Source organism: Pseudomonas syringae group sp. J254-4 (genome assembly GCF_032586855.1).
GTDB classification, from domain to species: domain Bacteria; phylum Pseudomonadota; class Gammaproteobacteria; order Pseudomonadales; family Pseudomonadaceae; genus Aquipseudomonas; species Aquipseudomonas amygdali.
This window is the reverse complement of sequence record NZ_JAWHOO010000012.1, coordinates 81,759-102,351: the sequence shown is the minus strand read 5'-3', so window position 1 is coordinate 102,351 and position 20,593 is coordinate 81,759. Positions and strand designations below refer to the sequence as shown.

General features: G+C 59.2%; 24 protein-coding genes. 10 read left to right on the top strand and 14 right to left on the bottom strand.

Annotation, left to right across the window (positions count from 1 at the left end; translation table 11 throughout):
- Position 1: 1 nt before the first annotated feature.
- The 4 genes from RYB09_RS15865 to acs all read right to left on the bottom strand — a co-directional run bounded on the left by RYB09_RS15865 (position 2) and on the right by acs (position 4,732).
- Positions 2-700 (bottom strand): ABC transporter permease, encoded by a 699-nt coding sequence (locus RYB09_RS15865; RefSeq protein WP_057454656.1) that lies wholly within the window; start codon positions 698-700, stop codon positions 2-4.
- Positions 697-1,386 (bottom strand): ABC transporter permease, encoded by a 690-nt coding sequence (locus RYB09_RS15860; RefSeq protein ID WP_002554442.1) that lies wholly within the window; start codon positions 1,384-1,386, stop codon positions 697-699. Before RYB09_RS15860 ends, RYB09_RS15865 begins: the two co-directional genes overlap by 4 nt.
- 84 nt (positions 1,387-1,470) lie before the next feature.
- On the bottom strand, positions 1,471-2,247 hold the full coding sequence (locus RYB09_RS15855) for an ABC transporter substrate-binding protein (RefSeq protein WP_002554443.1): 777 nt from the start codon (positions 2,245-2,247) through the stop codon (positions 1,471-1,473).
- Between the two features lie 529 nt (positions 2,248-2,776).
- Positions 2,777-4,732, bottom strand: coding sequence for an acetate--CoA ligase (gene acs, locus RYB09_RS15850; RefSeq protein WP_002554444.1), 1,956 nt, complete (start codon positions 4,730-4,732; stop codon positions 2,777-2,779).
- 312 nt (positions 4,733-5,044) lie between these two features.
- Between acs and RYB09_RS15845 the strand changes: the two genes are divergently transcribed.
- On the top strand, positions 5,045-5,311 hold the full coding sequence (locus tag RYB09_RS15845) for a DUF2790 domain-containing protein (protein WP_002554445.1): 267 nt from the start codon (positions 5,045-5,047) through the stop codon (positions 5,309-5,311).
- A gap of 83 nt (positions 5,312-5,394) precedes the next feature.
- Here RYB09_RS15845 and RYB09_RS15840 read toward each other — a convergent pair whose 3' ends face one another.
- The gene (locus RYB09_RS15840; RefSeq protein ID WP_316889262.1) at positions 5,395-6,984 is read right to left on the bottom strand and encodes a sigma-54-dependent transcriptional regulator; all 1,590 of its coding nucleotides are present in this window, start codon (positions 6,982-6,984) and stop codon (positions 5,395-5,397) included.
- A 267-nt stretch (positions 6,985-7,251) separates the two neighbouring features.
- Here RYB09_RS15840 and phhA point away from each other — a divergent pair, with 267 nt between their 5' ends.
- The 4 genes from phhA (at position 7,252) to RYB09_RS15820 (ending at position 10,423) form a co-directional block, all read left to right on the top strand.
- Positions 7,252-8,049 (top strand): phenylalanine 4-monooxygenase, encoded by a 798-nt coding sequence (gene phhA, locus RYB09_RS15835; RefSeq protein WP_122257999.1) that lies wholly within the window; start codon positions 7,252-7,254, stop codon positions 8,047-8,049.
- Between the two features lie 35 nt (positions 8,050-8,084).
- On the top strand, positions 8,085-8,441 hold the full coding sequence (locus RYB09_RS15830; protein ID WP_058409642.1) for a 4a-hydroxytetrahydrobiopterin dehydratase: 357 nt from the start codon (positions 8,085-8,087) through the stop codon (positions 8,439-8,441).
- 464 nt (positions 8,442-8,905) lie between these two features.
- Positions 8,906-9,085, top strand: a complete 180-nt coding sequence (locus tag RYB09_RS15825; protein ID WP_005746724.1) for a hypothetical protein — start codon at positions 8,906-8,908, stop codon at positions 9,083-9,085.
- Between the two features lie 138 nt (positions 9,086-9,223).
- Positions 9,224-10,423 carry an MFS transporter gene (locus RYB09_RS15820; RefSeq protein ID WP_122257998.1) on the top strand — a complete coding sequence of 400 codons (1,200 nt, stop codon included), beginning with the start codon at positions 9,224-9,226 and terminating at the stop codon, positions 10,421-10,423.
- A 169-nt stretch (positions 10,424-10,592) separates the two neighbouring features.
- Here RYB09_RS15820 and arfB read toward each other — a convergent pair whose 3' ends face one another.
- The 9 genes from arfB to RYB09_RS15775 all read right to left on the bottom strand — a co-directional run bounded on the left by arfB (position 10,593) and on the right by RYB09_RS15775 (position 17,739).
- The gene (arfB, locus tag RYB09_RS15815) at positions 10,593-11,006 is read right to left on the bottom strand and encodes an alternative ribosome rescue aminoacyl-tRNA hydrolase ArfB (protein ID WP_316889259.1); all 414 of its coding nucleotides are present in this window, start codon (positions 11,004-11,006) and stop codon (positions 10,593-10,595) included.
- 31 nt (positions 11,007-11,037) lie between these two features.
- On the bottom strand, positions 11,038-12,447 hold the full coding sequence (locus RYB09_RS15810) for an amino acid permease (protein WP_219169742.1): 1,410 nt from the start codon (positions 12,445-12,447) through the stop codon (positions 11,038-11,040).
- Positions 12,444-12,701, bottom strand: a complete 258-nt coding sequence (locus RYB09_RS15805) for a hypothetical protein (RefSeq protein ID WP_122257996.1) — start codon at positions 12,699-12,701, stop codon at positions 12,444-12,446. Before RYB09_RS15805 ends, RYB09_RS15810 begins: the two co-directional genes overlap by 4 nt.
- A 17-nt stretch (positions 12,702-12,718) precedes the next feature.
- Positions 12,719-13,945, bottom strand: a complete 1,227-nt coding sequence (rluB, locus tag RYB09_RS15800; RefSeq protein ID WP_122257995.1) for a 23S rRNA pseudouridine(2605) synthase RluB — start codon at positions 13,943-13,945, stop codon at positions 12,719-12,721.
- A gap of 184 nt (positions 13,946-14,129) precedes the next feature.
- Positions 14,130-14,321, bottom strand: a complete 192-nt coding sequence (locus RYB09_RS15795) for a DUF1289 domain-containing protein (protein ID WP_005767716.1) — start codon at positions 14,319-14,321, stop codon at positions 14,130-14,132.
- Between the two features lie 304 nt (positions 14,322-14,625).
- A complete protein-coding gene (gene scpB, locus RYB09_RS15790) occupies positions 14,626-15,399 on the bottom strand; it encodes an SMC-Scp complex subunit ScpB (protein WP_316889257.1) in 774 nt (257 codons plus the stop codon).
- Between the two features lie 15 nt (positions 15,400-15,414).
- The gene (locus tag RYB09_RS15785; protein WP_170855934.1) at positions 15,415-16,113 is read right to left on the bottom strand and encodes a segregation and condensation protein A; all 699 of its coding nucleotides are present in this window, start codon (positions 16,111-16,113) and stop codon (positions 15,415-15,417) included.
- Between the two features lie 119 nt (positions 16,114-16,232).
- Entirely contained in the window at positions 16,233-16,862 is a 630-nt protein-coding gene (locus RYB09_RS15780; RefSeq protein WP_002554456.1) for an L-threonylcarbamoyladenylate synthase, read from the bottom strand.
- 13 nt (positions 16,863-16,875) lie between these two features.
- The gene (locus RYB09_RS15775; RefSeq protein WP_122257992.1) at positions 16,876-17,739 is read right to left on the bottom strand and encodes a PHP domain-containing protein; all 864 of its coding nucleotides are present in this window, start codon (positions 17,737-17,739) and stop codon (positions 16,876-16,878) included.
- Positions 17,740-17,804: 65 nt separating this feature from the next.
- On the opposite strand from RYB09_RS15775, the gene RYB09_RS15770 reads away from it, so the two are divergent.
- From RYB09_RS15770 to RYB09_RS15750, 5 genes are all read left to right on the top strand, one after another.
- Positions 17,805-18,401 carry a septation protein A gene (locus tag RYB09_RS15770; protein ID WP_002554458.1) on the top strand — a complete coding sequence of 199 codons (597 nt, stop codon included), beginning with the start codon at positions 17,805-17,807 and terminating at the stop codon, positions 18,399-18,401.
- A gap of 1 nt (position 18,402) precedes the next feature.
- Positions 18,403-18,702, top strand: coding sequence for a YciI family protein (locus RYB09_RS15765; protein ID WP_058399942.1), 300 nt, complete (start codon positions 18,403-18,405; stop codon positions 18,700-18,702).
- A gap of 143 nt (positions 18,703-18,845) precedes the next feature.
- Entirely contained in the window at positions 18,846-19,259 is a 414-nt protein-coding gene (locus tag RYB09_RS15760) for a hypothetical protein (RefSeq protein WP_058399941.1), read from the top strand.
- 7 nt (positions 19,260-19,266) lie between these two features.
- Positions 19,267-19,944, top strand: coding sequence for a response regulator transcription factor (locus RYB09_RS15755; RefSeq protein ID WP_058399940.1), 678 nt, complete (start codon positions 19,267-19,269; stop codon positions 19,942-19,944).
- 109 nt (positions 19,945-20,053) lie between these two features.
- Complete coding sequence (locus RYB09_RS15750; RefSeq protein WP_058399939.1) at positions 20,054-20,566, top strand: Spy/CpxP family protein refolding chaperone; 513 nt, start codon at positions 20,054-20,056, stop codon at positions 20,564-20,566.
- The last annotated feature ends 27 nt before the right edge of the window (positions 20,567-20,593 follow it).

The window sequence follows — 20,593 nt, the reverse complement described above, 5'->3', positions numbered from 1 at the left end:
TTCAGACCTTCCGTGGGGCCAGATAGCCCAGCCAGCGGCGTTCGGCAATTTTGAACAGCCGCACCAGAATGAATGTCAGGCATAGATAGAAAACGCCTGCGGTAACGTAAGCCTCGAACGGCAGGTAGAACTGCGCGTTGACCGTGCGGGCAGCGCCGGTGATGTCGATCAGGGTCACGATGGAGGCCAGACTGGTCGTCTGCAGCATCATGATGACCTCGTTGCTGTACTGCGGCAGCGCCCGGCGCAAGGCCGACGGCAGCAGAATGCGCCGATACATTTTGGCCTTCGACATGCCCATGGCCCGCGCTGCCTCGATTTCACCGGCCGGCGTGGCCTTGAGGCTGCCAGCAATGATCTCGGCTGTGTAGGCGCTGGTATTGATGGTGAATGCCAGACAGGCACAAAACGTAGCGCTTGACAGCCAGGGCCATAAAAAGCTTTCGCGCACCGCGTCGAACTGGGCCAGCCCGTAATAAATCAGGAACAGCTGGACCAGCATCGGCGTGCCGCGAATCACATAGGTGTACAGCCAGGCAGGCATGTTGACCCAAGGGTTTTTCGAGACCCGCATCAGGCCCAGCGGCAACGCCGCGAGCAGCCCGAATGCGAGCGAAATCGCCAGCAGTTTCAGGGTGGTCAGCAAGCCGTCGAAGTACAGCGGCAGGCTGTCCCAGATCACGTTGTAGTCAAAGATCATAGGTCAGCCGCCCTGACGCCTACCGAGTAGCGTTTTTCGAGGTAACGCAAGGCGAGCAGCGAAACACTGGTAATAACCAGGTACATCGCTGCAACCGCCAGAAAGAAGGTGAAAGGCTCGCGGGTGGCATCGGCCGCCTGCTTGGCCTTGAACATCATGTCCTGCAGGCCGACCACGGAAATCAGTGCGGTGGCCTTGGTCAACACCAGCCAGTTATTGGTGAAGCCGGGGATCGCCAGACGAATCATCTGCGGCACCAGAATGCGGAAGAACACCTTGCCGCTGCTCAGGCCATACGCCATGCCGGCTTCGGCCTGCCCCTTGGGGATCGCCATGAACGCACCGCGAAAGGTTTCCGAGAGATAGGCACCGAAGATGAAGCCCAGAGTGCAGATGCCGGCCAGCAAGGGGTCAAGATCGATGTAGTCATCAAAACCCAGCAGCGGCGCAACGCGGTTGAGCAGGTCCTGACCGCCGTAGAAAATCAGCAATATCAGGACCAGATCGGGAATGCCGCGAATGACCGTGCTGTACAGATCGCCCAGCCAGGCAATCCAGCGTACCGGCGACAGACGAAGCGCCACGCCGATCAGACCGAGAACGATCGCCAGAGCCATCGACGACAGGGCCAGCTGCAACGTCAGCCAGGCACCTTCGAGGATGACAGCTCCGTAACCTTTCAACATGATGTGCGGTCCTCAAGCGTGGAATAAAAATGGCGCAAGCCAGGCAATTCTGTTTGCGCCATTGATCAGGATCGGTATGACGACTTACTTGCCGTAGATATCGAAGTCGAAATATTTGTCCTGGATGGCCTTGTACTTGCCGTTGGCACGGATGGCTGCAATGGCAGCATTGAGGCGCTCAAGGTTGGCCTTGTCACCCTTGCGCACGGCGATGCCGATGCCGTCACCGAAGTATTTCGGGTCGGTGAACGATGGACCTGTGAACGCGTAACCCTTGCCTGCGTCGGTCTTCAGGAAGCCGTCCTGCAGCAGGGTGGCGTCGGCAATCGTGCCATCCAGACGACCCGCACCGATGTCCAGGTAGATTTCGTTCTGCGAACCGTACGGCGTCACTTCCACACCTTTGGGAGCAAGAACTTCACGGGCGAAACGCTCATGGATCGAACCGCGCTGCACGCCGATTTTCTTGCCCTTGAGTTCCGCCAGGCTGTCGCTGATCACGGTGCCGTCTTTCATGACCAGACGGGCCGGGGAATTGTAGTACTTGCCGGTGAAATCCACAGACTTCTTGCGGTCGTCGGTGATCGACATGGACGAAAGGATCGCGTCGATCTTGCGCACTTTCAGTGCCGGGATAAGACCGTCGAATTCCTGCTCGACCCAAGTGCACTTGACCTTCATTTCTTCACACAGCGCATTGCCGATGTCGTAGTCAAAACCGACGATGCTGCCATCCGGAGCCTTGGAAGCGAACGGAGGGTAAGCCGCTTCGATGCCGATTTTCAGCGGTTTTTCATCAGCAAAGATCGGCTGGGCGAGCACGGACAACGCCATCGCGCCAATAAGCATGAGCTTCTTCATTTCCAGGACTCCATCGGTAAAGCACGACAAGTGGCAAAGTGAGCAAGCGCCCAATGTGCGAAAGGACAATCTCGGGGGAGAGCGACGCCGGGGGCGTGACACCGCATTGGTGGCTCACGGACCTTCGGCGAATGACGGGCATTTTAACGACAGGCTCGAAGTCGATATTTCTTCAATGCGACAACTAGTTACAGATGCACCGAAAAACCCACTACCAGCTATTGACGAAGCATATTTCTGCTGATCCAGCAGAGCCAGCTAAACCTGTCATAACAGCAAAAAGCGCGCCCATTATTGGCAAACCCTTCTAATCCGGCAAGCCCAGCGTTCCATATGGCGGATGAAACGCCCTGATGCGTCGCAGCTTCCTAAAAGAAAGCCAGAGAACGTCTCACAATGAAGCACCGTCCGACAACGCCGTGTAAACCCGTAACAAACCGATATATATCTCGTTTCCGATACCGGGCCGCACAAACAAAAGCGCCCCGCCCGGCGTTCACCGGACGAGGCGCGCTCAGTCAATGAGCGGTCAGGCAGCGTTCATGGTCTTGTGCGTGTCAATCAGGTGCTGCACCACACCCGGATCGGCCAGCGTCGAGATGTCACCCAGCGCATCGTACTCAGCGGTGGCAATCTTGCGCAGGATACGGCGCATGATCTTGCCCGAACGGGTCTTCGGCAATCCAGGCGCCCACTGGATGAAATCAGGCGAAGCAATCGGGCCGATCTCCTTGCGCACCCAGTTGCGCAACTCAGTGCGTAGCGCGTCGCTCGGTTCTTCGCCACCGTTGAGGGTGACGTAGACGTAGATGCCCTGCCCTTTCAAGTCATGCGGCACACCGACCACTGCGGCTTCGGCGACTTTCGGGTGCGCAACCATCGCGCTTTCGATCTCTGCGGTGCCCATGCGATGGCCGGAAACGTTGAGCACATCATCTACGCGCCCGGTGATCCAGTAGTAGCCGTCCTCATCGCGACGGGCACCGTCACCGGTGAAGTACATGCCACGGAAGGTCTTGAAGTAGGTGTCGACGAAACGGTCGTGGTCGCCGTACAGCGAGCGTGACTGACCCGGCCAGGAATCGAGAATCACCAGATTGCCTTCGGCCGCGCCCTCGATGAGGTTGCCCAGGTTGTCCACCAGCGCCGGAATCACGCCGAAGAACGGACGTGTTGCCGAGCCCGGTTTCAGCGCTGTTGCGCCTGGCAGCGGGCTGATCAGAATGCCGCCGGTTTCGGTCTGCCACCAGGTATCGACAATCGGGCAGTTCTGTTTGCCAACGGTGTTGTAGTACCAGCCCCAGGCTTCCGGGTTGATCGGCTCGCCCACCGAACCCAACAAGCGCAGACTGGAACCGTCGGCACCTTCAACAGACTTGGTGCCCTCGGCCATCATGGCGCGGATCGCGGTCGGCGCGGTGTAGAGGATATTGACCTTGTGCTTGTCGATGATTTTTGACACACGCGTGATGTCCGGGTAGTTCGGCACACCTTCAAACAGCAGCGTGGTTGCACCATTGGCCAAGGGCCCATAGACAATGTAGCTGTGCCCGGTGACCCAGCCGACGTCGGCGGTGCACCAGTAGATTTCGCCCGGTTTGTAGTCAAACACACGCTCGTGGGTCAGCGCCGCATAAAGCAGATAACCTGCGGTGGTGTGCAACACACCCTTGGGTTTGCCGGTCGAGCCCGAAGTGTAGAGGATGAACAGCGACTCTTCGGCCCCCATCTCTTTTGGCGCGCAGGTGCTGGAGGCCACTTCCAGAAGCGAGTGGTACCAGATGTCACGATGACGGTTCCACTCGATCTCGCCACCGGTGCGTTTGCAGACGATAACCTTCTGCACGCTGCTGGTTTCCGGGTTGGTCAGGGCGCGGTCGACGTTGGCCTTGAGCGCAGTCTTCTTGCCTCCACGCAGGCCTTCGTCGGCAGTAATAACCACTTTGGAACTGCAATCGATGATCCGCCCAGCCAGCGCTTCGGGCGAGAAACCGCCGAATACCACCGAGTGAATCGCACCGATCCGGGCGCACGCCAGCATGGCGACCACAGCCTCGGGGATCATCGGCATGTAGATAGTGACGACGTCGCCACGGTGAACGTCCTGACCACGCAGTGCGTTGGCAAACTTGCAGACTTCGGCGTGCAGCTCGCGGTAGGTGATTTCGCGGTGCTCGGAAGGGTCATCGCCTTCCCAGATGATGGCAATGGTGTCGCCGCGCTCTGCCAGATGGCGATCCAGGCAGTTATAGGCAACGTTCAGCGTACCGTCGGCGAACCATTTGATATCGACCCGATGGTCGTCGAACGAGGTTTGCTTGACCACACTGAAAGGTTTGATCCAGTCGAGGCGCTGAGCCTGTTCACGCCAGAAACCATCAGGGTTGACCACCGACTGCTGGTACATGGCCTTGTAGGTCGCTTCATCCGTCAGCGTAGTCGCTGCGACTTCTGGGCGGACGGGGTACAGGGAAGCTGCACTCATCTTGGTTACCTCGGTGGATAGTTGTTGTTTTATGCACCCGTTGTATCCCGCCCCACCCGGTGGGGCCATTCGACGTTGGTATTACCGGGCGGGGCCGGAGCCTCAGACGGCCTCCGGATTATTACCGTTTTGATGAAAGCGCTTATCCAAAGTCTTTATATATGTCGCCTTGCAACAGGCCTAGAATTCATCTCGCCAACACGGCAACTATCAGCTGCCCCCACGCAGCCCGCTTCTAGATATCAAACAGAGTTCGCACATGACGCTAAAAGCGTGATGCGCACGCGCTCACTTTCAAAAAGGTAAAACACAATGAAAGCTTTATTAGTGACATTGGCACTGTGCGGTGTCAGCAGCTTCGCCATGGCCGAAGAATCGCAGACCAAAGTTGCTGCCCAGCAAGCCCGTGTCGAGCAATACACGTATGGCACTCATCTGGATATCGCCCGGGTTATTTCCATCAGCCAGATCCCCAACGTCTGCGAAGTGGTCCCGGCGCGCATGGTCTATGAAGACTCGCAAGGCGCACGGCACACCATGAGCTACCAGGTGATGGGCAACGGCTGCAGCAACGGTTGATGCTTTTCGCTGTTGCGACCCGTGCCCGACGCCTCGCAGATATTGATTGCGAGGCGTATGCACGAGCGTTGGTTGCCGGACGGTCAATCAGCGGATTGTTGATCGGCTGCGTGCTGACCTGACTCACGCCCCAACTCATAGCCACGCAACTTGTTGGCAATGGTTGTATGTGACACCCCCAGGCGTTTGCCCAATTGGCGACTGCTGGGATATTGCACATATAAATGTTCCAGCACCGATTTTTCGAAACGCCCGATAATAGCCTCCAGCCCCCCTTCCAGAGACATATCGCTCAGCCCTGGCCGCACACCGTAATCCGGCAAACGAATATGCTCGGCCTGTACCTTGCTGCCGTCACACAGCGATACAGCCTGAAACAATACATTTTCCAATTGCCTTACATTGCCGGGCCAGTGGTACTGACTCAGGCGCTTGATGGCAGCCGGCGCAATGCCTGGCAACGGGCAGCCGATCTGGCGGCTGGCGTGATCCAGAAAGTGTTCCACCAGCGGCTCAAGACCGTCCAGACAATCGCGCAACGGCGGTATGTGCAGCGACAGCACATTGAGGCGATGATAAAGGTCCTGCCTGAAAACCCCTTGGGTGCATAGCTCCGACAGGTCGACCTGGGTCGAACACATCACACGCACATCGAGAAACATATCCTCATCGCTGCCGACCCGGCGAAAGCTGCCGTCCTGAATGAAACGCAGCAGCTTGGCCTGCATACGCGCACTCAACTCACCCACGCCATCAAGGAACAACGTGCCGCCTGCTGTCAGCTCCAGCAGCCCGAGTCGGCCTTCCGCTCGCGCGCCTTCGAACGCACCGGGGTCATAGCCGAACAGCTCAATCTCGGCCATGGACTCCGACAGCCCGGCACAGTTGAGCGCCATCAGCGGTGACTGGCCGCGCGGGCTGGCAAGGTGACAGGCACGGGCCAGCAATTCCTTGCCGGTGCCGGTTTCGCCCTCGATCAGCAGCGGCGCATCCAGTGGTGCCATGCGCCGCGCCTCGCGGACGACCGCGGCCATGACCTTCGAACTCTGAAAGATGCTGTCAAAGCCGCGTAACTCCTGCTTGCGCACATGGTAAATGCGCTCACCGACCCGATCAGCGCGGTGCAGGGTCAGTACGGCCCCGGCCATGGCTTCGCTGTCATCGTGCTCCGATTGCAACGGGGCGATGTCGGCGAGAAACACATCGCCGCGCACCTTGACCCGCAGGCCGTTGATCCGCGACTGGCTGGCCCGCACCAGCTCAGGCAGGTCGAAATCCTCGGCATAGCGCGACAAAGGTATCCCCGGCACTTCATCGACCCGCACACCCAGCAACTGCGCGGCTGCGCGATTGGCTGCGACGATTGCGCCGGCCATGTCGATGGACAGCACAGGGAACTCCAGCGCACCGAGCAAGGCGTTGAGCTCCATGTGCCGACGCTCGCTGGGCATCAGCCCGACACGCTTGACGCCGAATACACCGGTGATCGCCTCGAACTTCGGGCGCAGGGCCTGAAACTGCAGATTGATCAGGTTCGGGCAATGCAGATAGATAGCGTCGCCATGCTCGCCCCCCACTTCACCACGCGCCACGTTGACGCCGTAGGCCACCAACAGATCGAGAATGTCGCGAAGAATGCCGATCCGGTTCTGGCAATGCACCTTGATGCGCATGATTCATTCGCCCCTGTGAGCATGGTTTTTTTAGAGAGTGGCAAAGTTTTCCGTCAACAATACGTTACAGACGCACGCTTCGCGAGAGAGCAATCTGCTGAATTCCTGACCCACGGGAATCATTCGTAAAGTTTTCGTTACGAAATCTGGCGACAGGACGGGAGCGCGACGAGTTTCACAGGCAGACCCATCGTCGAAAGCGGGTTATTCCTGCAGGCAGGCTTTTACAAAAATACTTCACAAGAGCAGCCTTTCGAGGACATCAGCATGGCCCAGACGCTTTACGTGGCACGCGAGCCGGACGCTTCGGGCTTCATTGATTACACAGCTACCGAACATGCGGTATGGAACACCTTGATTACCCGGCAGATGACGATCATTGAAGGTCGGGCCTGTCAGGAGTATCTGGACGGTATCGAGCAACTGGGCCTGCCCCATGAGCGCATTCCGCAGCTGGGAGAAATCAACAAGGTGCTGGGTGCGACCACCGGCTGGCAGGTTGAGCGAGTGCCAGCGCTGATCCCCTTCCAGACGTTCTTTGAACTGCTGGCCAGCAAGCGCTTCCCGGTGGCGACGTTTATTCGCACCGAAGAAGAGCTGGACTATCTTCAGGAACCGGACATCTTTCATGAAATCTTTGGTCACTGCCCGCTGCTGACCAATCCGTGGTTTGCCGAATTTACCCACACCTACGGCAAACTTGGCCTGAGCGCGAGCAAGGAACAACGTGTGTATCTGGCCCGGCTGTACTGGATGACCATCGAGTTTGGCCTGGTCGATACACCACGCGGGCGCAAGATCTACGGCGGCGGTATTCTTTCTTCGCCCAAGGAAGCGGTGTACAGCCTGTCGTCGGCTCCCGAACACCAGTTATTCGACCCGCTTGAAGCGATGCGCACGCCATACCGCATCGACATTCTGCAACCGCTGTATTTTGTTCTGCCAAGCCTCAAGCGTCTGTTCGACCTGGCGCAGGAAGACATCATGGCGCTGGTAGAACAGGGCATGCAGTTGGGCTTGCACGCCCCGAAATTCCCACCTAAAACCAAAAGCCACGCGGCCTGAAATGCGGCCAGGTATCTGAAAAGGAAACCCTGTTTATGAGCACCTTGAATCAAGCCCATTGCGAAGCCTGCCGAGCAGACGCCCCACAAGTCAGCGAAGCCGAGCTGCCGGAACTGCTCAAGCAGATCCCCGACTGGAACATCGAAGTCCGCGACGGCGTCATGCAGCTGGAAAAAGTGTTCCTGTTCAAGAATTTCAAATTCGCCCTGGCGTTCACCAACGCGGTCGGCGAGATTGCCGAGGCTGAAGGCCACCATCCAGGCCTGCTGACCGAATGGGGCAAGGTGACGGTGACCTGGTGGAGTCATTCGATCAAAGGACTGCACCGCAACGACTTCATCATGGCCGCGCGCACCGATGAAGTGGCCCGTGGCGCCGAGGGCCGCAAATAATTTTTGCGAGAAGGTCTACGAAGGTTATTGCGCCCTGATGCAGCCATAACGCAGTAAAACCAAAGCGTGCAGCGACTCGCAAGGCATAGGCCCGGACAGTGAAAATGCGATTTTGTTTCGCTGACAGGCCAATGAGGATAAAAAAATATCCTGATTGTCATTTTCAGTGGGGTATCCTGCGCAGGCTTTTTTAAAGCACGGTTCTATCTGCAACCCCTTGCGAGGAGCGACGACGATGCATGAAATCCCTAACTTCCCACCAGGCCAACAGGAACCACAACAGTCGACCCTGGCTCAACAGGAGCTTGGTCAACCTGTCGCAATGAAAGCAGCACCCTCGGCTCAAGACAGCCAGAAAGCCGGAAGCAAAGACTGAAGGCGATTGTTTTCAGGCGTATCGAAAAACGGTTCTGCCGATTTTCAATACGCCTGGAAAACCAGCAACAGGCAAACAGCAGATTTTTATGAGCGACTTCACTGAAACGCAAGCCAATGCCCTGATTGGCACCGCCGAGAAAATGATCGAAATCTGGTCACGTCTCAGCCCGGAAAAACAGAGCGCCCTGCTCGCCCGTTTCGGTACTCAGGAAAACGCCTTGGCCGCCCTCGTGACCACTCAGCTTGTAGCCCCGGCAGACAAATAATCCCCCATTTGCCGTTTATTTCACTTCGTTGCACCTGCACCACGCGATGCGTCGGTATGATGAGCACTTCGAGAGCTTGCTAAGGGTTTTTCCCTGCCCGCTCGAACGCCATACCCGCACAGAACGAAAGCCTGCCCCATGCCCGAGACACAGCAAACCACGCCGCAAACCCCTATGGCTGTTACCCAGACCGTCATTTCCATCGTGATGTTCACGTTCATCGGCTACCTGAATATCGGTATTCCGCTTGCCGTATTGCCAGGCTACGTCCACAGCGATCTGGGCTTCGGCGCGGTTATCGCAGGCCTGGTGATCAGCGTGCAGTACCTGGCGACGTTGATCAGTCGGCCGTGGGCGAGCCGCATCATCGACAATCTGGGCAGCAAGAAAGCCGTGCAGATCGGCCTGACCGGCTGCGGGCTGAGCGGTATATTCATGCTGGTGCCGGTCTGGCTGGACAGCTGGCCGATGGCGAGCCTGATCATTCTGCTGATTGGCCGGGTGATTCTCGGCAGCGCGGAAAGTCTGGTAGGTTCGGGTTCGATTGGCTGGGGCATTGGCCGGGTCGGCGCGCAGAACACTGCCAAAGTGATCTCCTGGAACGGTATCGCCAGCTACGGCGCTCTGGCCATCGGCGCACCGCTGGGTGTCTGGATGGTTAACTCGCTCGGGTTGTGGACAGTGGGGGTCAGCATCATGCTGCTCTGCGCACTGGGCTTATACCTGACCTGGCACAAGCAGGCCGCACCGATTGTGCCGGGTGAACGGTTGCCCTTCATGCATGTGCTGGGGCGAGTGTTTCCACACGGCATGGGCCTGGCGCTGGGCGGCATTGGCTTCGGCACCATCGCAACCTTTATCACCTTGTACTACGCGAGCAACCACTGGCCGAATGCGGCGCTGTGCCTGACCCTGTTCGGTGGCAGTTTCATCGCGGCGCGCCTGCTGTTCGGCAACCTGATCAATCGTCTGGGCGGCTTTCGGGTGGCGATTGTCTGCCTGTCAGTGGAAAGCCTGGGGCTGTTGCTGCTGTGGATGGCCCCCACTCCGGAGCTGGCACTGGCTGGCGCGGCGTTGACCGGTTTCGGGTTCTCGCTGGTGTTCCCGGCGCTGGGCGTGGAAGCTGTGAACCTCGTCCCTGCCTCCAGCCGCGGCGCAGCGGTGGGCGCTTACTCGCTGTTCATTGACCTGTCCCTGGGCATCACCGGCCCACTGGCAGGCGCGATTGCCGCAGGCTTCGGCTTTGTCTCGATCTTCCTGTTCGCGGCACTGGCGTCACTTACCGGGCTGGCGTTAAGCGTCTATCTGTACAAGCAGACGCAGGTGGTACGCCACTGATGGTCGGTTCCGGTCATCGCTCAGACGCTTTAGCGTCGTAACGCTCTGCGTCGCAAAGAGGACGCAGAGCGTCCGGAAAGGCATGCGACGCAGAGCGCCGCACGATAGTGCGATTATCGGTAATGCATTTCGCGACGCTCTGCGTCCGATCTTGAAGGGCCAGCCGTACTCAGAAATCCACTTTGCCGCGTCCGGCCTTGATCGAGCCGCGTTTGCTCTTGGACTCCAGACGGCGGGTCTTGGAACCCGGGGTCGGCCGTGTCGGGCGGCGTTTCTTTTCGACTTTGGCGGCGTTGACGATCAGTTCGCTCAAGCGCAATAACGCGTCGGCGCGGTTCTGCTCCTGAGTGCGGTATTGCTGGGCCTTGAGTACGATCACGCCATCGCTGGTAATACGGCTGTCACTCAACGCCAGTAGCCGCTCCTTGTAGAACGGCGGCAGCGACGAGGCGTTGATGTCGAAACGCAAATGCACGGCGCTGGAGACCTTGTTGACGTTCTGCCCACCCGCGCCTTGGGCGCGAATGGCAGTCAGCTCGATCTCGGCGTCCGGCAAATGGACATTGTTGGAAATCACCAGCATCGGGGCATCTTCTTTTCTGCTACAGGCACGGTTATTTGCCAGTCTTGGCATTCACGACAACGCTACGCCTGTTCTTGGCTCGATAACACACCCACATGACCGCCAGCCAGACCGGTATCGCGTAAACCGATATCTGGATGCCGGGAATCATCAGCATGATGCCGAGGATAAACAGCACAAACGCCAGACACACGTAGTTACCGTAGGGATACCACAGCGCCTTGAACAGCGGCACCTGGGCGGTGCGGTTCATGTGCTGGCGGAATTTCAGGTGCGAATAGCTGATCATCGCCCAGTTGATGACCAGTGTGGCCACCACCAGCGACATCAACAGTTCCAGTGCCTGCTGCGGCACGAAGTAATTGAGCAGAACCGCCACCACGGTCACCGCGGCAGACGCAAAGATAGCCTTGACCGGCACCCCGCGCCTGTCGACCTGCGCCAGCGCTTTCGGCGCATCGCCCTGCTCGGCCATGCCTACCAACATGCGGCTGTTGCAATAAGTGCCGCTGTTATAGACCGACAGCGCTGCAGTCAGTACCACGAAGTTCAGGATATGCGCCGCCGCATCGCTGCCCAGCATCGAGAACACCTGCACGAACGGGCTGCCGCTATAGGAGTCACCCGAGGCATTGAGGCTGGCCAGCAGGCTGTCCCAGGGTGTCAGCGACAACAGCACAACCAATGCGCCGATGTAGAAAATCAGAATGCGGTAGATGACCTGATTGATCGCCTTGGGGATCACGGTCTTCGGCTGTTCGGCCTCGGCAGCGGTGAAGCCGAGCATTTCCAGGCCGCCAAACGAGAACATGATGATTGCCAGCGCCATGACCAGCCCGCCGACACCATTGGGAAAGAATCCGCCATGCTCCCAGAGGTTGCTGACCGACGCCTGCGGGCCGCCACTGCCACTGACCAGCATGTAGCTGCCCAGCGCAATCATGCCGATAATCGCCACCACCTTGATGATCGCGAACCAGAACTCGGTCTCGCCGAACACCTTGACGTTGGTCAGGTTGATGGCATTGATCAGAATGAAGAACGCAGCCGCTGAAACCCAGCTCGGGATGTCCGGCAGCCAGTAATGAATGTACTTGCCGACAGCAGTCAACTCCGACATACCGACCAGGATGTACAGCAGCCAGCAGTTCCAGCCAGACAGGAACCCGGCAAAACCGCCCCAATAATTGTGGGCAAAATGGCTGAACGACCCGGCGACCGGTTCTTCGACGATCATCTCGCCCAGCTGGCGCATGATCATGAAAGCGATGAAGCCACAAATCGCATAACCGAGAATCATCGAAGGCCCGGCCGATTTCAGCACGCCCGCCGAACCGAGAAACAAGCCAGTGCCGATAGCGCCGCCCAGAGCAATCAGCTGAATGTGCCGATTCTTCAGACCGCGCTTCAATTCACCCGAAGGTGCAGTTGTTTCACTCATTCGATAGCTACCTGATTGTTCTTGTTCTGTGACCGAAAAGGACCTGCCGCGCTTGTGGCGCAACAGAATTGCAGCACCCCGGACGGATAGCCCGAAGCATTGAGCAGCAATGATTCACAGAAAAAAGCGCGGCATTGTACACCTGCATCCAGGTTGAGGTTTGAAACAGGGAAATGAATGCGCCGGAGCTGTATGACAAGGTTTTTCACATCGCCCGAAACGACAACGCCAGCCCTCGGGGCTGGCGTTGCCATTCATTCACACCACAGGATCACTCAGGCTTGCGACGACCGAAGCCAGGGCGCTGACCCGAACCTGCCGGTGGACCGCGACGCTTGCCTGACGGCACATCGTCGTTGACCAGCTTGATGCCGACACGCTTTGGCCCAGGCTTGGCCGGGCGCTTGTTCATCTCGCTCGGACGCTCGGCGACCGGTGTGCCACGGCTGTTGTCCGCCGGGCGCGGTGCACGCGAACCGGGCTTGCCCGAATCCTTGCGCGGCGAAGGACGCTGCGTGGAATCGCCGCCACGCGGACGATCACGTTCGCTGCCGGTAATTTGCGGCTGACGCGGTGCGCGGTCGCCAGTCGCCGGAGCGCCAGCAGCCGGACGCAAGGTGCGAACGCGCTCGCCTTTGCCCAGAGGGCGCGACGATTGACGCTGCAGACGCTCCATCTTGTCTTTGGTCTTGGCATTCATCTGCGGCTGGGCCACAGGTTGCAGACCGACTTCGGCCGCCAGAATGTCGACTTCGTACTGGCTCATTTCGCGCCAGCGGCCCATCGGCAGGTCGGAGTTGAGAAACACCGGCCCGTAACGCACACGCTTCAGACGGCTGACCACCAGCCCCTGGGATTCCCAGAGACGGCGCACTTCACGGTTACGACCTTCCATCACCACGCAGTGATACCAGTGGTTGAAGCCTTCGCCGCCCGGTGCCTGCTGGATATCGGTGAAACGTGCCGGACCGTCTTCAAGAATCACACCATTCTTGAGGCGCAGCAGCATGTCATCATCGACTTCGCCACGCACACGAACCGCGTATTCGCGGTCCATTTCAAACGATGGGTGCATAAGACGGTTGGCCAGCTCACCGTCAGTGGTGAACATCAGCAGACCGGTGGTGTTGATGTCGAGACGGCCGATGTTGATCCAGCGACCCTCTTTTGGGCGCGGCAGACGATCGAACACGGTCGGACGGCCTTCAGGGTCGTCACGGGTGCAGATTTCGCCATCGGGCTTGTTGTACATGATCACGCGGCGAACCGTTTCGGCTGCTTCTTCGCGCTTGATGACGCGCCCATCGACACTGATGGCGTCATGCAGATCGACGCGTTGACCGAGGGTCGCGTCCTTGCCATTGACCTTGATGCGGCCTTGGGTAATCCAGGCTTCTACGTCACGGCGTGAACCCACGCCAATGCGCGCCAGAACCTTCTGCAGCTTTTCGCCTGCGGGTCCGATTTCCTGGCTGTCCTGCTTGTCTTTTTCACTCATCTGGGCACCTCCCGGTGTGTCGAATCAGGGCTGGCCGAGAACCGGCAAGACCTGTGCCCGGCGCGCTGTGGATAGCGGCAGGGCGAAATACTTGAAAGCCCGGGCGACACTTGATCGCCGAGGGTCGGCCATCATACGCCCCTGCGCCGGTTTACGCATCCAGCGTCAGTGGCAAATGCCCGAATCACTTCTTCTTTTTACGACCGGCGGTCTTGAGCTTCGCCAGCCGCTTGGCGGACTCATCGAGTACCGTGCGCTTGTCATCCTTGTCGAGTTTCTTCCAGGCCTTGATTTCACGCTTGCTGCGGCCACAGCCCAGGCAGATATCATCATCGAACTTGCACAGGCTGATGCAGGGGTTCTTGGTCGAACTCATGGGCAGCGGGTCTCATGGCGAGTGGTATCAGATGTGACCCTGGGCTGGCGTATGAATTCGACCGAAGTGCGCTGGGCGTTGGCACGACAGTCCTGATTATCGTTCTGCACGCTCCAGGACGAGGTATCAAGAGGACGCAGAGCGCTCATTGCTACATGCAGGTCTTGTGGGAGCGAGCTTGCTCGCGAAAGGGCCCTTACAGAATCCGAAAATAGCGAGCCTGCACCATCGCCTTCGCGAGCAAGCTCGCTCCCACGAGACTTGTGTATCACGCTGAACGCTTCAGCGTGGGAGCGATAGTCAATCAGACCTCATCGTCGCCTTTGTCGTCTTCTGGCTCTGGCTCTGGCTCCGCCCGCAGCAGGTCGTCGAAATCGGTCTTAAGGCCTTGCTCCATCGAATCCAGCTCCACCAGCAGGCTGCGGAAGCTGGTTTCGTCGCGAGGCGCTTCGGGCTCTGCGTCCGGGTCGAGGCTGGCGTCGGCCAGGGCTTGCAGGTGCGCGGGTACGGGGGCGTCTTCGAAATCCAGGACCGGCTCGGTTTCCATCTCGCGCAGGTCGGCCAGCGGTGGCAGCTCATCGAGGCTTTTGAGGTTGAAGTGGTCCAGAAACCCCTTGGTGGTCGCGAACATCGCCGGCTTGCCGGGCACGTCACGATAGCCCACCACCCGAATCCACTCGCGTTCCAGCAGGGTCTTGACGATGTGGCTGTTCACCGCAACACCGCGCACCTCCTCAATTTCGCCCCGCGTGATCGGCTGGCGATAAGCGATCAAGGCCAGGGTTTCCAGCATGGCGCGGGAGTAACGCTGCGGCCGCTCTTCCCACAGCCGTCCGACCCAGGGGGAAAACCGGTCACGAATCTGCAGGCGATAACCCGAAGCGACCTCCTTGAGTTCGAAAGCACGCCCCTCGCAAGACTTACGCAGCACCTCCAGCGCTTTTTTGAACACCGGCGGTTCGGGACGCTCGCCCTCTTCGAACAGCTCATAAAGCCGCTCCAGTGTCTGCGGCTTTCCGGAGGCCAGCAGAAATGCTTCAAGCAGCGGGGCCAGTTCGCGGGGTTCGTTGAGGTTCATGGGTGTGTTCTTGCTCTACTCGGCTCGCGCCCGGACATGGATCGCCGCAAAGGGCTCGTTTTGGACCAGTTCGACAAGTGACTCCTTGACCAGCTCAAGCACCGCCATGAACGTCACGACCACACCCAGACGCCCTTCTTCGGCGGTAAACAGCTCGGCGAACGGCACAAAACCGCCGCCCTTGAGACGTTCCAGGACATCGCTCATGCGCTCGCGGGTGGACAGTGCCTCGCGGCTGACCTGGTGGCTTTCGAACATGTCGCCACGGTGCAGCACTTCGGCCATCGACATCAGCACTTCTTCAAGGCTGACATCCGGCAGCAACTTGCGTGCGCGGGCTTCGGGGGCGTCCAGTTTCGGTACGATGACATCGCGGCCGACCCGGCTCAGGCCGTCAATACCTTCGGCAGCGGCCTTGAAACGCTCGTATTCCTGCAGGCGGCGAATCAGCTCGGCGCGCGGGTCACCTTCTTCCTCTTCGACTTCCGCCGAGCGCGGCAGCAGCATGCGCGACTTGATCTCGGCCAGCATGGCGGCCATGACCAGGTATTCGGCCGCCAGCTCCAGGCGCACGGTTTTCATCAACTCGACGTAACCCATGTACTGCTTGGTGATCTCGGCCACGGGAATATCGAGGATGTCGATGTTCTGTTTGCGGATCAGGTACAGCAGCAGGTCGAGCGGCCCCTCGAACGCCTCAAGAAAGACCTCCAGCGCGTCGGGCGGGATGTACAGGTCCAGCGGCATCTGCGTGACCGCACGCCCGTAGACCAGCGCGAACGGCAGCTCCTGCTGGGCGTCTGCCTGGCTGTCGACTGCCTCGACGACGGTCATTAAGCGCGTTCACCGAACGGCGTTGGATCACCGCAGCCGACCCGAACCACCTCGGGCTCTCCACCGGCCAGGTTGATGACCGTGGACGCCGAAATACCGCCGATCCCGCCATCAATGATCAGGTCCACCTGATGCTCGAGAATCTGGCGCATCTCGTAGGGATCGCTGAGCGGCACAGTGTCACCCGGCATGATCAGGCTGACGCTCATCAGCGGCTCGCCCAATTGCTCGAGCAAGGCCTGGGCAATGGGATGGCTCGGCACGCGCAGGCCAATAGTGCGGCGCTTGGGGTGCAGCACCAGGCGCGGCACCTCGCGGGTGGCGTTGAGAATAAAGGTGTAAGGCCCTGGGGTGTGCGCCTTGAGGGCACGGAAAGCGCCAGTGTCGACCTTGGCAAAAAGCCCCAGTTGCGACAGGTCGCAGCACATCAGGGTGAAGTTGTGCTTGTCGTCCAGCTGACGCAGGCGGCGGATACGCTCGATGGCGCTCTTGTCACCGATCTGACAACCCAGCGCATAGGACGAATCTGTCGGGTACACCACCAGCCCGCCGGCTTTTATGATTTCCGCGGCCTGTTTGATCAGGCGCGGCTGCGGGTTTTCCGGATGGACCTGGAAAAATTGACTCACGGTAACTTCCTGTTCAGACGGCGGCAGTAGGCTGTTCATGTTTGAATCTGCACCACAAAGGCGGTAGATCTTCAGGCACGGGACGATAAGTGCCGATCTCGCCCCAGTTGCCAGGACCGTGGAAGTCGCTGCCGGCAGAAACCAGCAGACCGAACTCGCGTGCAAGGATGGCCAGGGTCCCCACCTGATCGGCAGGCTGCATGCCATTGACCACTTCTATGGCGTGCCCACCAGCCTGGACGAAATCGCTGACCAGTTTACGCCGTTTACTGCGGGTAAAGTCATAATGTGAAGGATGCGCGAGGCTGACCCATGCACCCGACGCCCGCAAGGTGGCGACGGTTTCTTCCAGCGTTGGCCAGTGCTGCTTCACATCGCCCAGTTTGCCAGCACCCAGCCATTTACGAAACGCCTCGGCGCGGTCCTTGACGAAACCTGCGCGCACCATGAAGTCAGCAAAGTGTGGACGCGCAGGCGCATTACCGCTGTCACCCAGTTCCTGCTGGATCGCGCGAGCGCCTTCCAGCGCGCCAGGCATACCTTTGATCGCCAATTTGCGGCTGATTTCTTCCGCACGCAGCCAGCGCCCTTCATGCAAACGCACGATGGCTTCGGTCAGCGCCGGTGCCTCGGTATCGAATCCATAGCCCAGAATATGGATGGTCGCACCGCCCCAGGTGCAGGACAGCTCCACCCCATTGACCAGCTGCATGCCCAATGAATGCGCTGCCGCGCGGGCCTCTTCAAGCCCTTCGAGGGTATCGTGGTCGGTCAGCGAAAGGACGCGCACGCCATTTTCATGAGCACGGGCAACCAGTGCCGTGGGCGAGAGCGCCCCGTCGGAAGCGGTGCTGTGGCAGTGCAGGTCAACATTCATAGTGGTGCTTTCGTGTTCATTGATGTTTGTTATTATGCCGCCACATCCTGCTTCTGGCTGCCATTGTGAAACAATTCATCGACTTCATCCCGCTGCTCCTGTTTTTCATCGTTTACAAAACCGAGCCGCGTGCCGTGGATATCCTCGGCAATACCTATATGGTAGGCGGCATTTTCAGCGCAACGGCGATGCTGATCATCAGTTCGGTGGTGGTCTACGGCATTCTTTACCTCAAACAGCGCAAGCTGGAAAAAAGCCAGTGGCTCACACTGGTCGCCTGTCTGGTGTTTGGCAGTCTGACACTGGCCTTCCACAGCGAAACCTTCCTGAAATGGAAAGCCCCGGTGGTCAACTGGCTGTTTGCCGTGGCCTTCGCTGGCAGTCATTTCATCGGTGACCGCCCGCTTATCCAACGCATCATGGGCCACGCACTGACCCTGCCAGCGGCGATCTGGACCCGGCTCAACATCGCCTGGATCGTATTCTTCCTGTTCTGCGGCGCGGCCAACCTGTACGTGGCCTTCACCTATCAGGAATTCTGGGTCGACTTCAAAGTATTCGGCAGCCTGGGCATGACCCTGATCTTCCTGGTCGGCCAAGGGATCTACCTGTCACGCCATCTGCACGACACCGCTCCCAATACGACCAAATCCGAGGACTGACATGCTCTACGCAATCATCGCCACCGACGTCGAAAACTCGCTGGAAAAACGCCTCAGCGTGCGCCCGGCACACCTTGAGCGCTTGCACGCGCTCAAGGACGCAGGCCGTCTGGTGCTGGCCGGTCCACACCCGGCAGTCGACAGCAACGACCCGGGTGCTGCCGGTTTCAGCGGCAGCCTGATCGTGGCCGAGTTTGAATCGCAAAGCGCCGCCAAAACGTGGGCCGAAGCCGATCCATACGTTGCAGCAGGCGTCTATGCCAATGTCGTGGTCAAGCCGTTCAAGCAAGTCCTGCCCTGATCCCCTCCTCTGACACACAGACACGCTCTGCTTCAACCGAGGCAGAGCCGTGTTGACCCCCGCCTCTTGCTCATCCTTCCCGACACACTGCCGATAACCTGCTCAATGTGCGAATTTACACGGCTCGGTAAAAGGGAGTTCAGATGCGTTCAGGTACGTGGTGTCTGTTGGCAGTTTTGATGGCGACAGGGTTTCAGGTGAACGCCGAGACGGTCACTGAGAGCGGCGCAGTGCAGCCTTTGCACCTGCCCAGCCCCGCCAATCAGATTGCCGACCTTCAGTTGCGGCTCAAGGACAGCGAGCGTCAGCGCGACGAGCTGACACGGCAGTTGCAAAACGTCGACCCGGAACGCGACAACGCCTTGTTGACACGTTTGCGCCAAGAGAACCAAAAGCTCAAGTTGCAGCTCAAAGAAGCACTGTCGGCAGCGCCTCCTCGCTTGCTGACCGAGCAACAACAATGGTTCGTCGCAGGCGGTGGCGTTGCGATGTTCGCCCTTCTGTGCGGTATATTGGTCAGTGGTTGGCGTAGGCAACGTCGGCAGTGGCTAAATTGAGTGAGTCATGAGCGAGCTGTTACTAATTGATGATGATCAGGAGCTGTGCGAGCTGCTGAGCAGTTGGCTGAGCCAGGAAGGTTTTCAGGTGCGCGCCTGTCACGACGGCGCCAGTGCGCGTCAGGCTCTGGCCGATGAAGCTCCGGCGGCCGTGGTGCTGGACGTGATGCTGCCTGATGGCAGCGGCCTGGAACTGCTCAAGCAATTGCGCAATGACCATCCGGACCTGCCGGTGGTCATGCTCTCGGCACGCGGCGAACCGCTGGACCGCATTCTGGGCCTTGAACTGGGCGCTGATGACTACTTGGCAAAACCCTGCGACCCGCGTGAGCTCACCGCCCGCCTGCGCGCCGTGCTGCGTCGCAGCCACCCGGTGGCGTCGTCTACGCAACTGGAACTGGGCGACCTGACCTTCAGTCCGATGCGCGGCGTGGTCAGTGTCGACGAAAAGGAACTGACCCTCACCGTCTCCGAAAGCCGTCTGCTTGAAGCACTGATGCGCCAGCCCGGCGAACCACTGGACAAGCAGGAGCTGGCGCAACTGGCGCTGGGCCGCAAACTGACGCTCTACGACCGCAGCCTGGACATGCACGTCAGCAACCTGCGCAAGAAAATCGGCCCTCACGCTGACGGTCGCCCACGCATCGTCGCCCTGCGCAGCCGCGGCTATTATTATGCTTTGTAAGTATCTGCCCCCTTACACAAGCTTTACCAAGCGCTGACTGCGCTTGACCTTGATCTCCCTAAACTGGGCTCATCGGCATCGAGCCGCACTAGAGACAAGGAGATACACCATGCGCAAGACCCTGATCGCTTTGATGTTCGCCACTGCCCTGCCCACCGTTGTCATGGCTGCACCACCACCTCCGCCAGCGGGTGGCCCTGACGCAGACGCGCCGGCAATGCGCCTTGATCGTCCTGATCGTGGCCCAGGTCCAGACATGCGTCGCGGCCCTATGGGCGAGCCAGGCCCTGGTCCGGAAATGCGTCGAGGCCCCGGCCCTCTGCGAGACCTGGACCTGAGCCGTGAACAGCGTCAGCAGATCGACCGGCTGATGCGCGAGCAGAAGCACGAACACCATGAGATCACTCAACGCTATCTGGACAAGATGCCTGCCCCCGAGCAGAAAGCGATGTACAACGAAATCAATGCCAAGCGCGCCGAGACCGACAGCGCCATTCGTGTACTGCTGAGCCCTGAACAGCAGAAGCAGTTCGACGAAATCAAGAAACGGCAGGACGAGCGTCGCGCCGAATGGGCCGAATTCAAAGCCTGGAAAGCGGAAAAAGCTGCAAAGATGCAGTAATGGTCAGGCCGTCTGGCCAGATGACTT

What these genes read in the sequence shown, in the direction of transcription:
- RYB09_RS15865 (WP_057454656.1), bottom strand. Translation starts at nt 700, where the DNA reads ATGATCTTTGACTACAACGTGATCTGGGACAGCCTGCCGCTGTACTTC.
- RYB09_RS15860 (WP_002554442.1), bottom strand. Translation starts at nt 1,386, where the DNA reads ATGTTGAAAGGTTACGGAGCTGTCATCCTCGAAGGTGCCTGGCTGACG.
- RYB09_RS15855 (WP_002554443.1), bottom strand. Translation starts at nt 2,247, where the DNA reads ATGAAGAAGCTCATGCTTATTGGCGCGATGGCGTTGTCCGTGCTCGCC.
- acs (WP_002554444.1), bottom strand. Translation starts at nt 4,732, where the DNA reads ATGAGTGCAGCTTCCCTGTACCCCGTCCGCCCAGAAGTCGCAGCGACT.
- RYB09_RS15845 (WP_002554445.1), top strand. Translation starts at nt 5,045, where the DNA reads ATGAAAGCTTTATTAGTGACATTGGCACTGTGCGGTGTCAGCAGCTTC.
- RYB09_RS15840 (WP_316889262.1), bottom strand. Translation starts at nt 6,984, where the DNA reads ATGCGCATCAAGGTGCATTGCCAGAACCGGATCGGCATTCTTCGCGAC.
- phhA (WP_122257999.1), top strand. Translation starts at nt 7,252, where the DNA reads ATGGCCCAGACGCTTTACGTGGCACGCGAGCCGGACGCTTCGGGCTTC.
- RYB09_RS15830 (WP_058409642.1), top strand. Translation starts at nt 8,085, where the DNA reads ATGAGCACCTTGAATCAAGCCCATTGCGAAGCCTGCCGAGCAGACGCC.
- RYB09_RS15825 (WP_005746724.1), top strand. Translation starts at nt 8,906, where the DNA reads ATGAGCGACTTCACTGAAACGCAAGCCAATGCCCTGATTGGCACCGCC.
- RYB09_RS15820 (WP_122257998.1), top strand. Translation starts at nt 9,224, where the DNA reads ATGCCCGAGACACAGCAAACCACGCCGCAAACCCCTATGGCTGTTACC.
- arfB (WP_316889259.1), bottom strand. Translation starts at nt 11,006, where the DNA reads ATGCTGGTGATTTCCAACAATGTCCATTTGCCGGACGCCGAGATCGAG.
- RYB09_RS15810 (WP_219169742.1), bottom strand. Translation starts at nt 12,447, where the DNA reads ATGAGTGAAACAACTGCACCTTCGGGTGAATTGAAGCGCGGTCTGAAG.
- RYB09_RS15805 (WP_122257996.1), bottom strand. Translation starts at nt 12,701, where the DNA reads ATGGCAACGCCAGCCCCGAGGGCTGGCGTTGTCGTTTCGGGCGATGTG.
- rluB (WP_122257995.1), bottom strand. Translation starts at nt 13,945, where the DNA reads ATGAGTGAAAAAGACAAGCAGGACAGCCAGGAAATCGGACCCGCAGGC.
- RYB09_RS15795 (WP_005767716.1), bottom strand. Translation starts at nt 14,321, where the DNA reads ATGAGTTCGACCAAGAACCCCTGCATCAGCCTGTGCAAGTTCGATGAT.
- scpB (WP_316889257.1), bottom strand. Translation starts at nt 15,399, where the DNA reads ATGAACCTCAACGAACCCCGCGAACTGGCCCCGCTGCTTGAAGCATTT.
- RYB09_RS15775 (WP_122257992.1), bottom strand. Translation starts at nt 17,739, where the DNA reads ATGAATGTTGACCTGCACTGCCACAGCACCGCTTCCGACGGGGCGCTC.
- RYB09_RS15765 (WP_058399942.1), top strand. Translation starts at nt 18,403, where the DNA reads ATGCTCTACGCAATCATCGCCACCGACGTCGAAAACTCGCTGGAAAAA.
- RYB09_RS15760 (WP_058399941.1), top strand. Translation starts at nt 18,846, where the DNA reads ATGCGTTCAGGTACGTGGTGTCTGTTGGCAGTTTTGATGGCGACAGGG.
- RYB09_RS15755 (WP_058399940.1), top strand. Translation starts at nt 19,267, where the DNA reads ATGAGCGAGCTGTTACTAATTGATGATGATCAGGAGCTGTGCGAGCTG.
- RYB09_RS15750 (WP_058399939.1), top strand. Translation starts at nt 20,054, where the DNA reads ATGCGCAAGACCCTGATCGCTTTGATGTTCGCCACTGCCCTGCCCACC.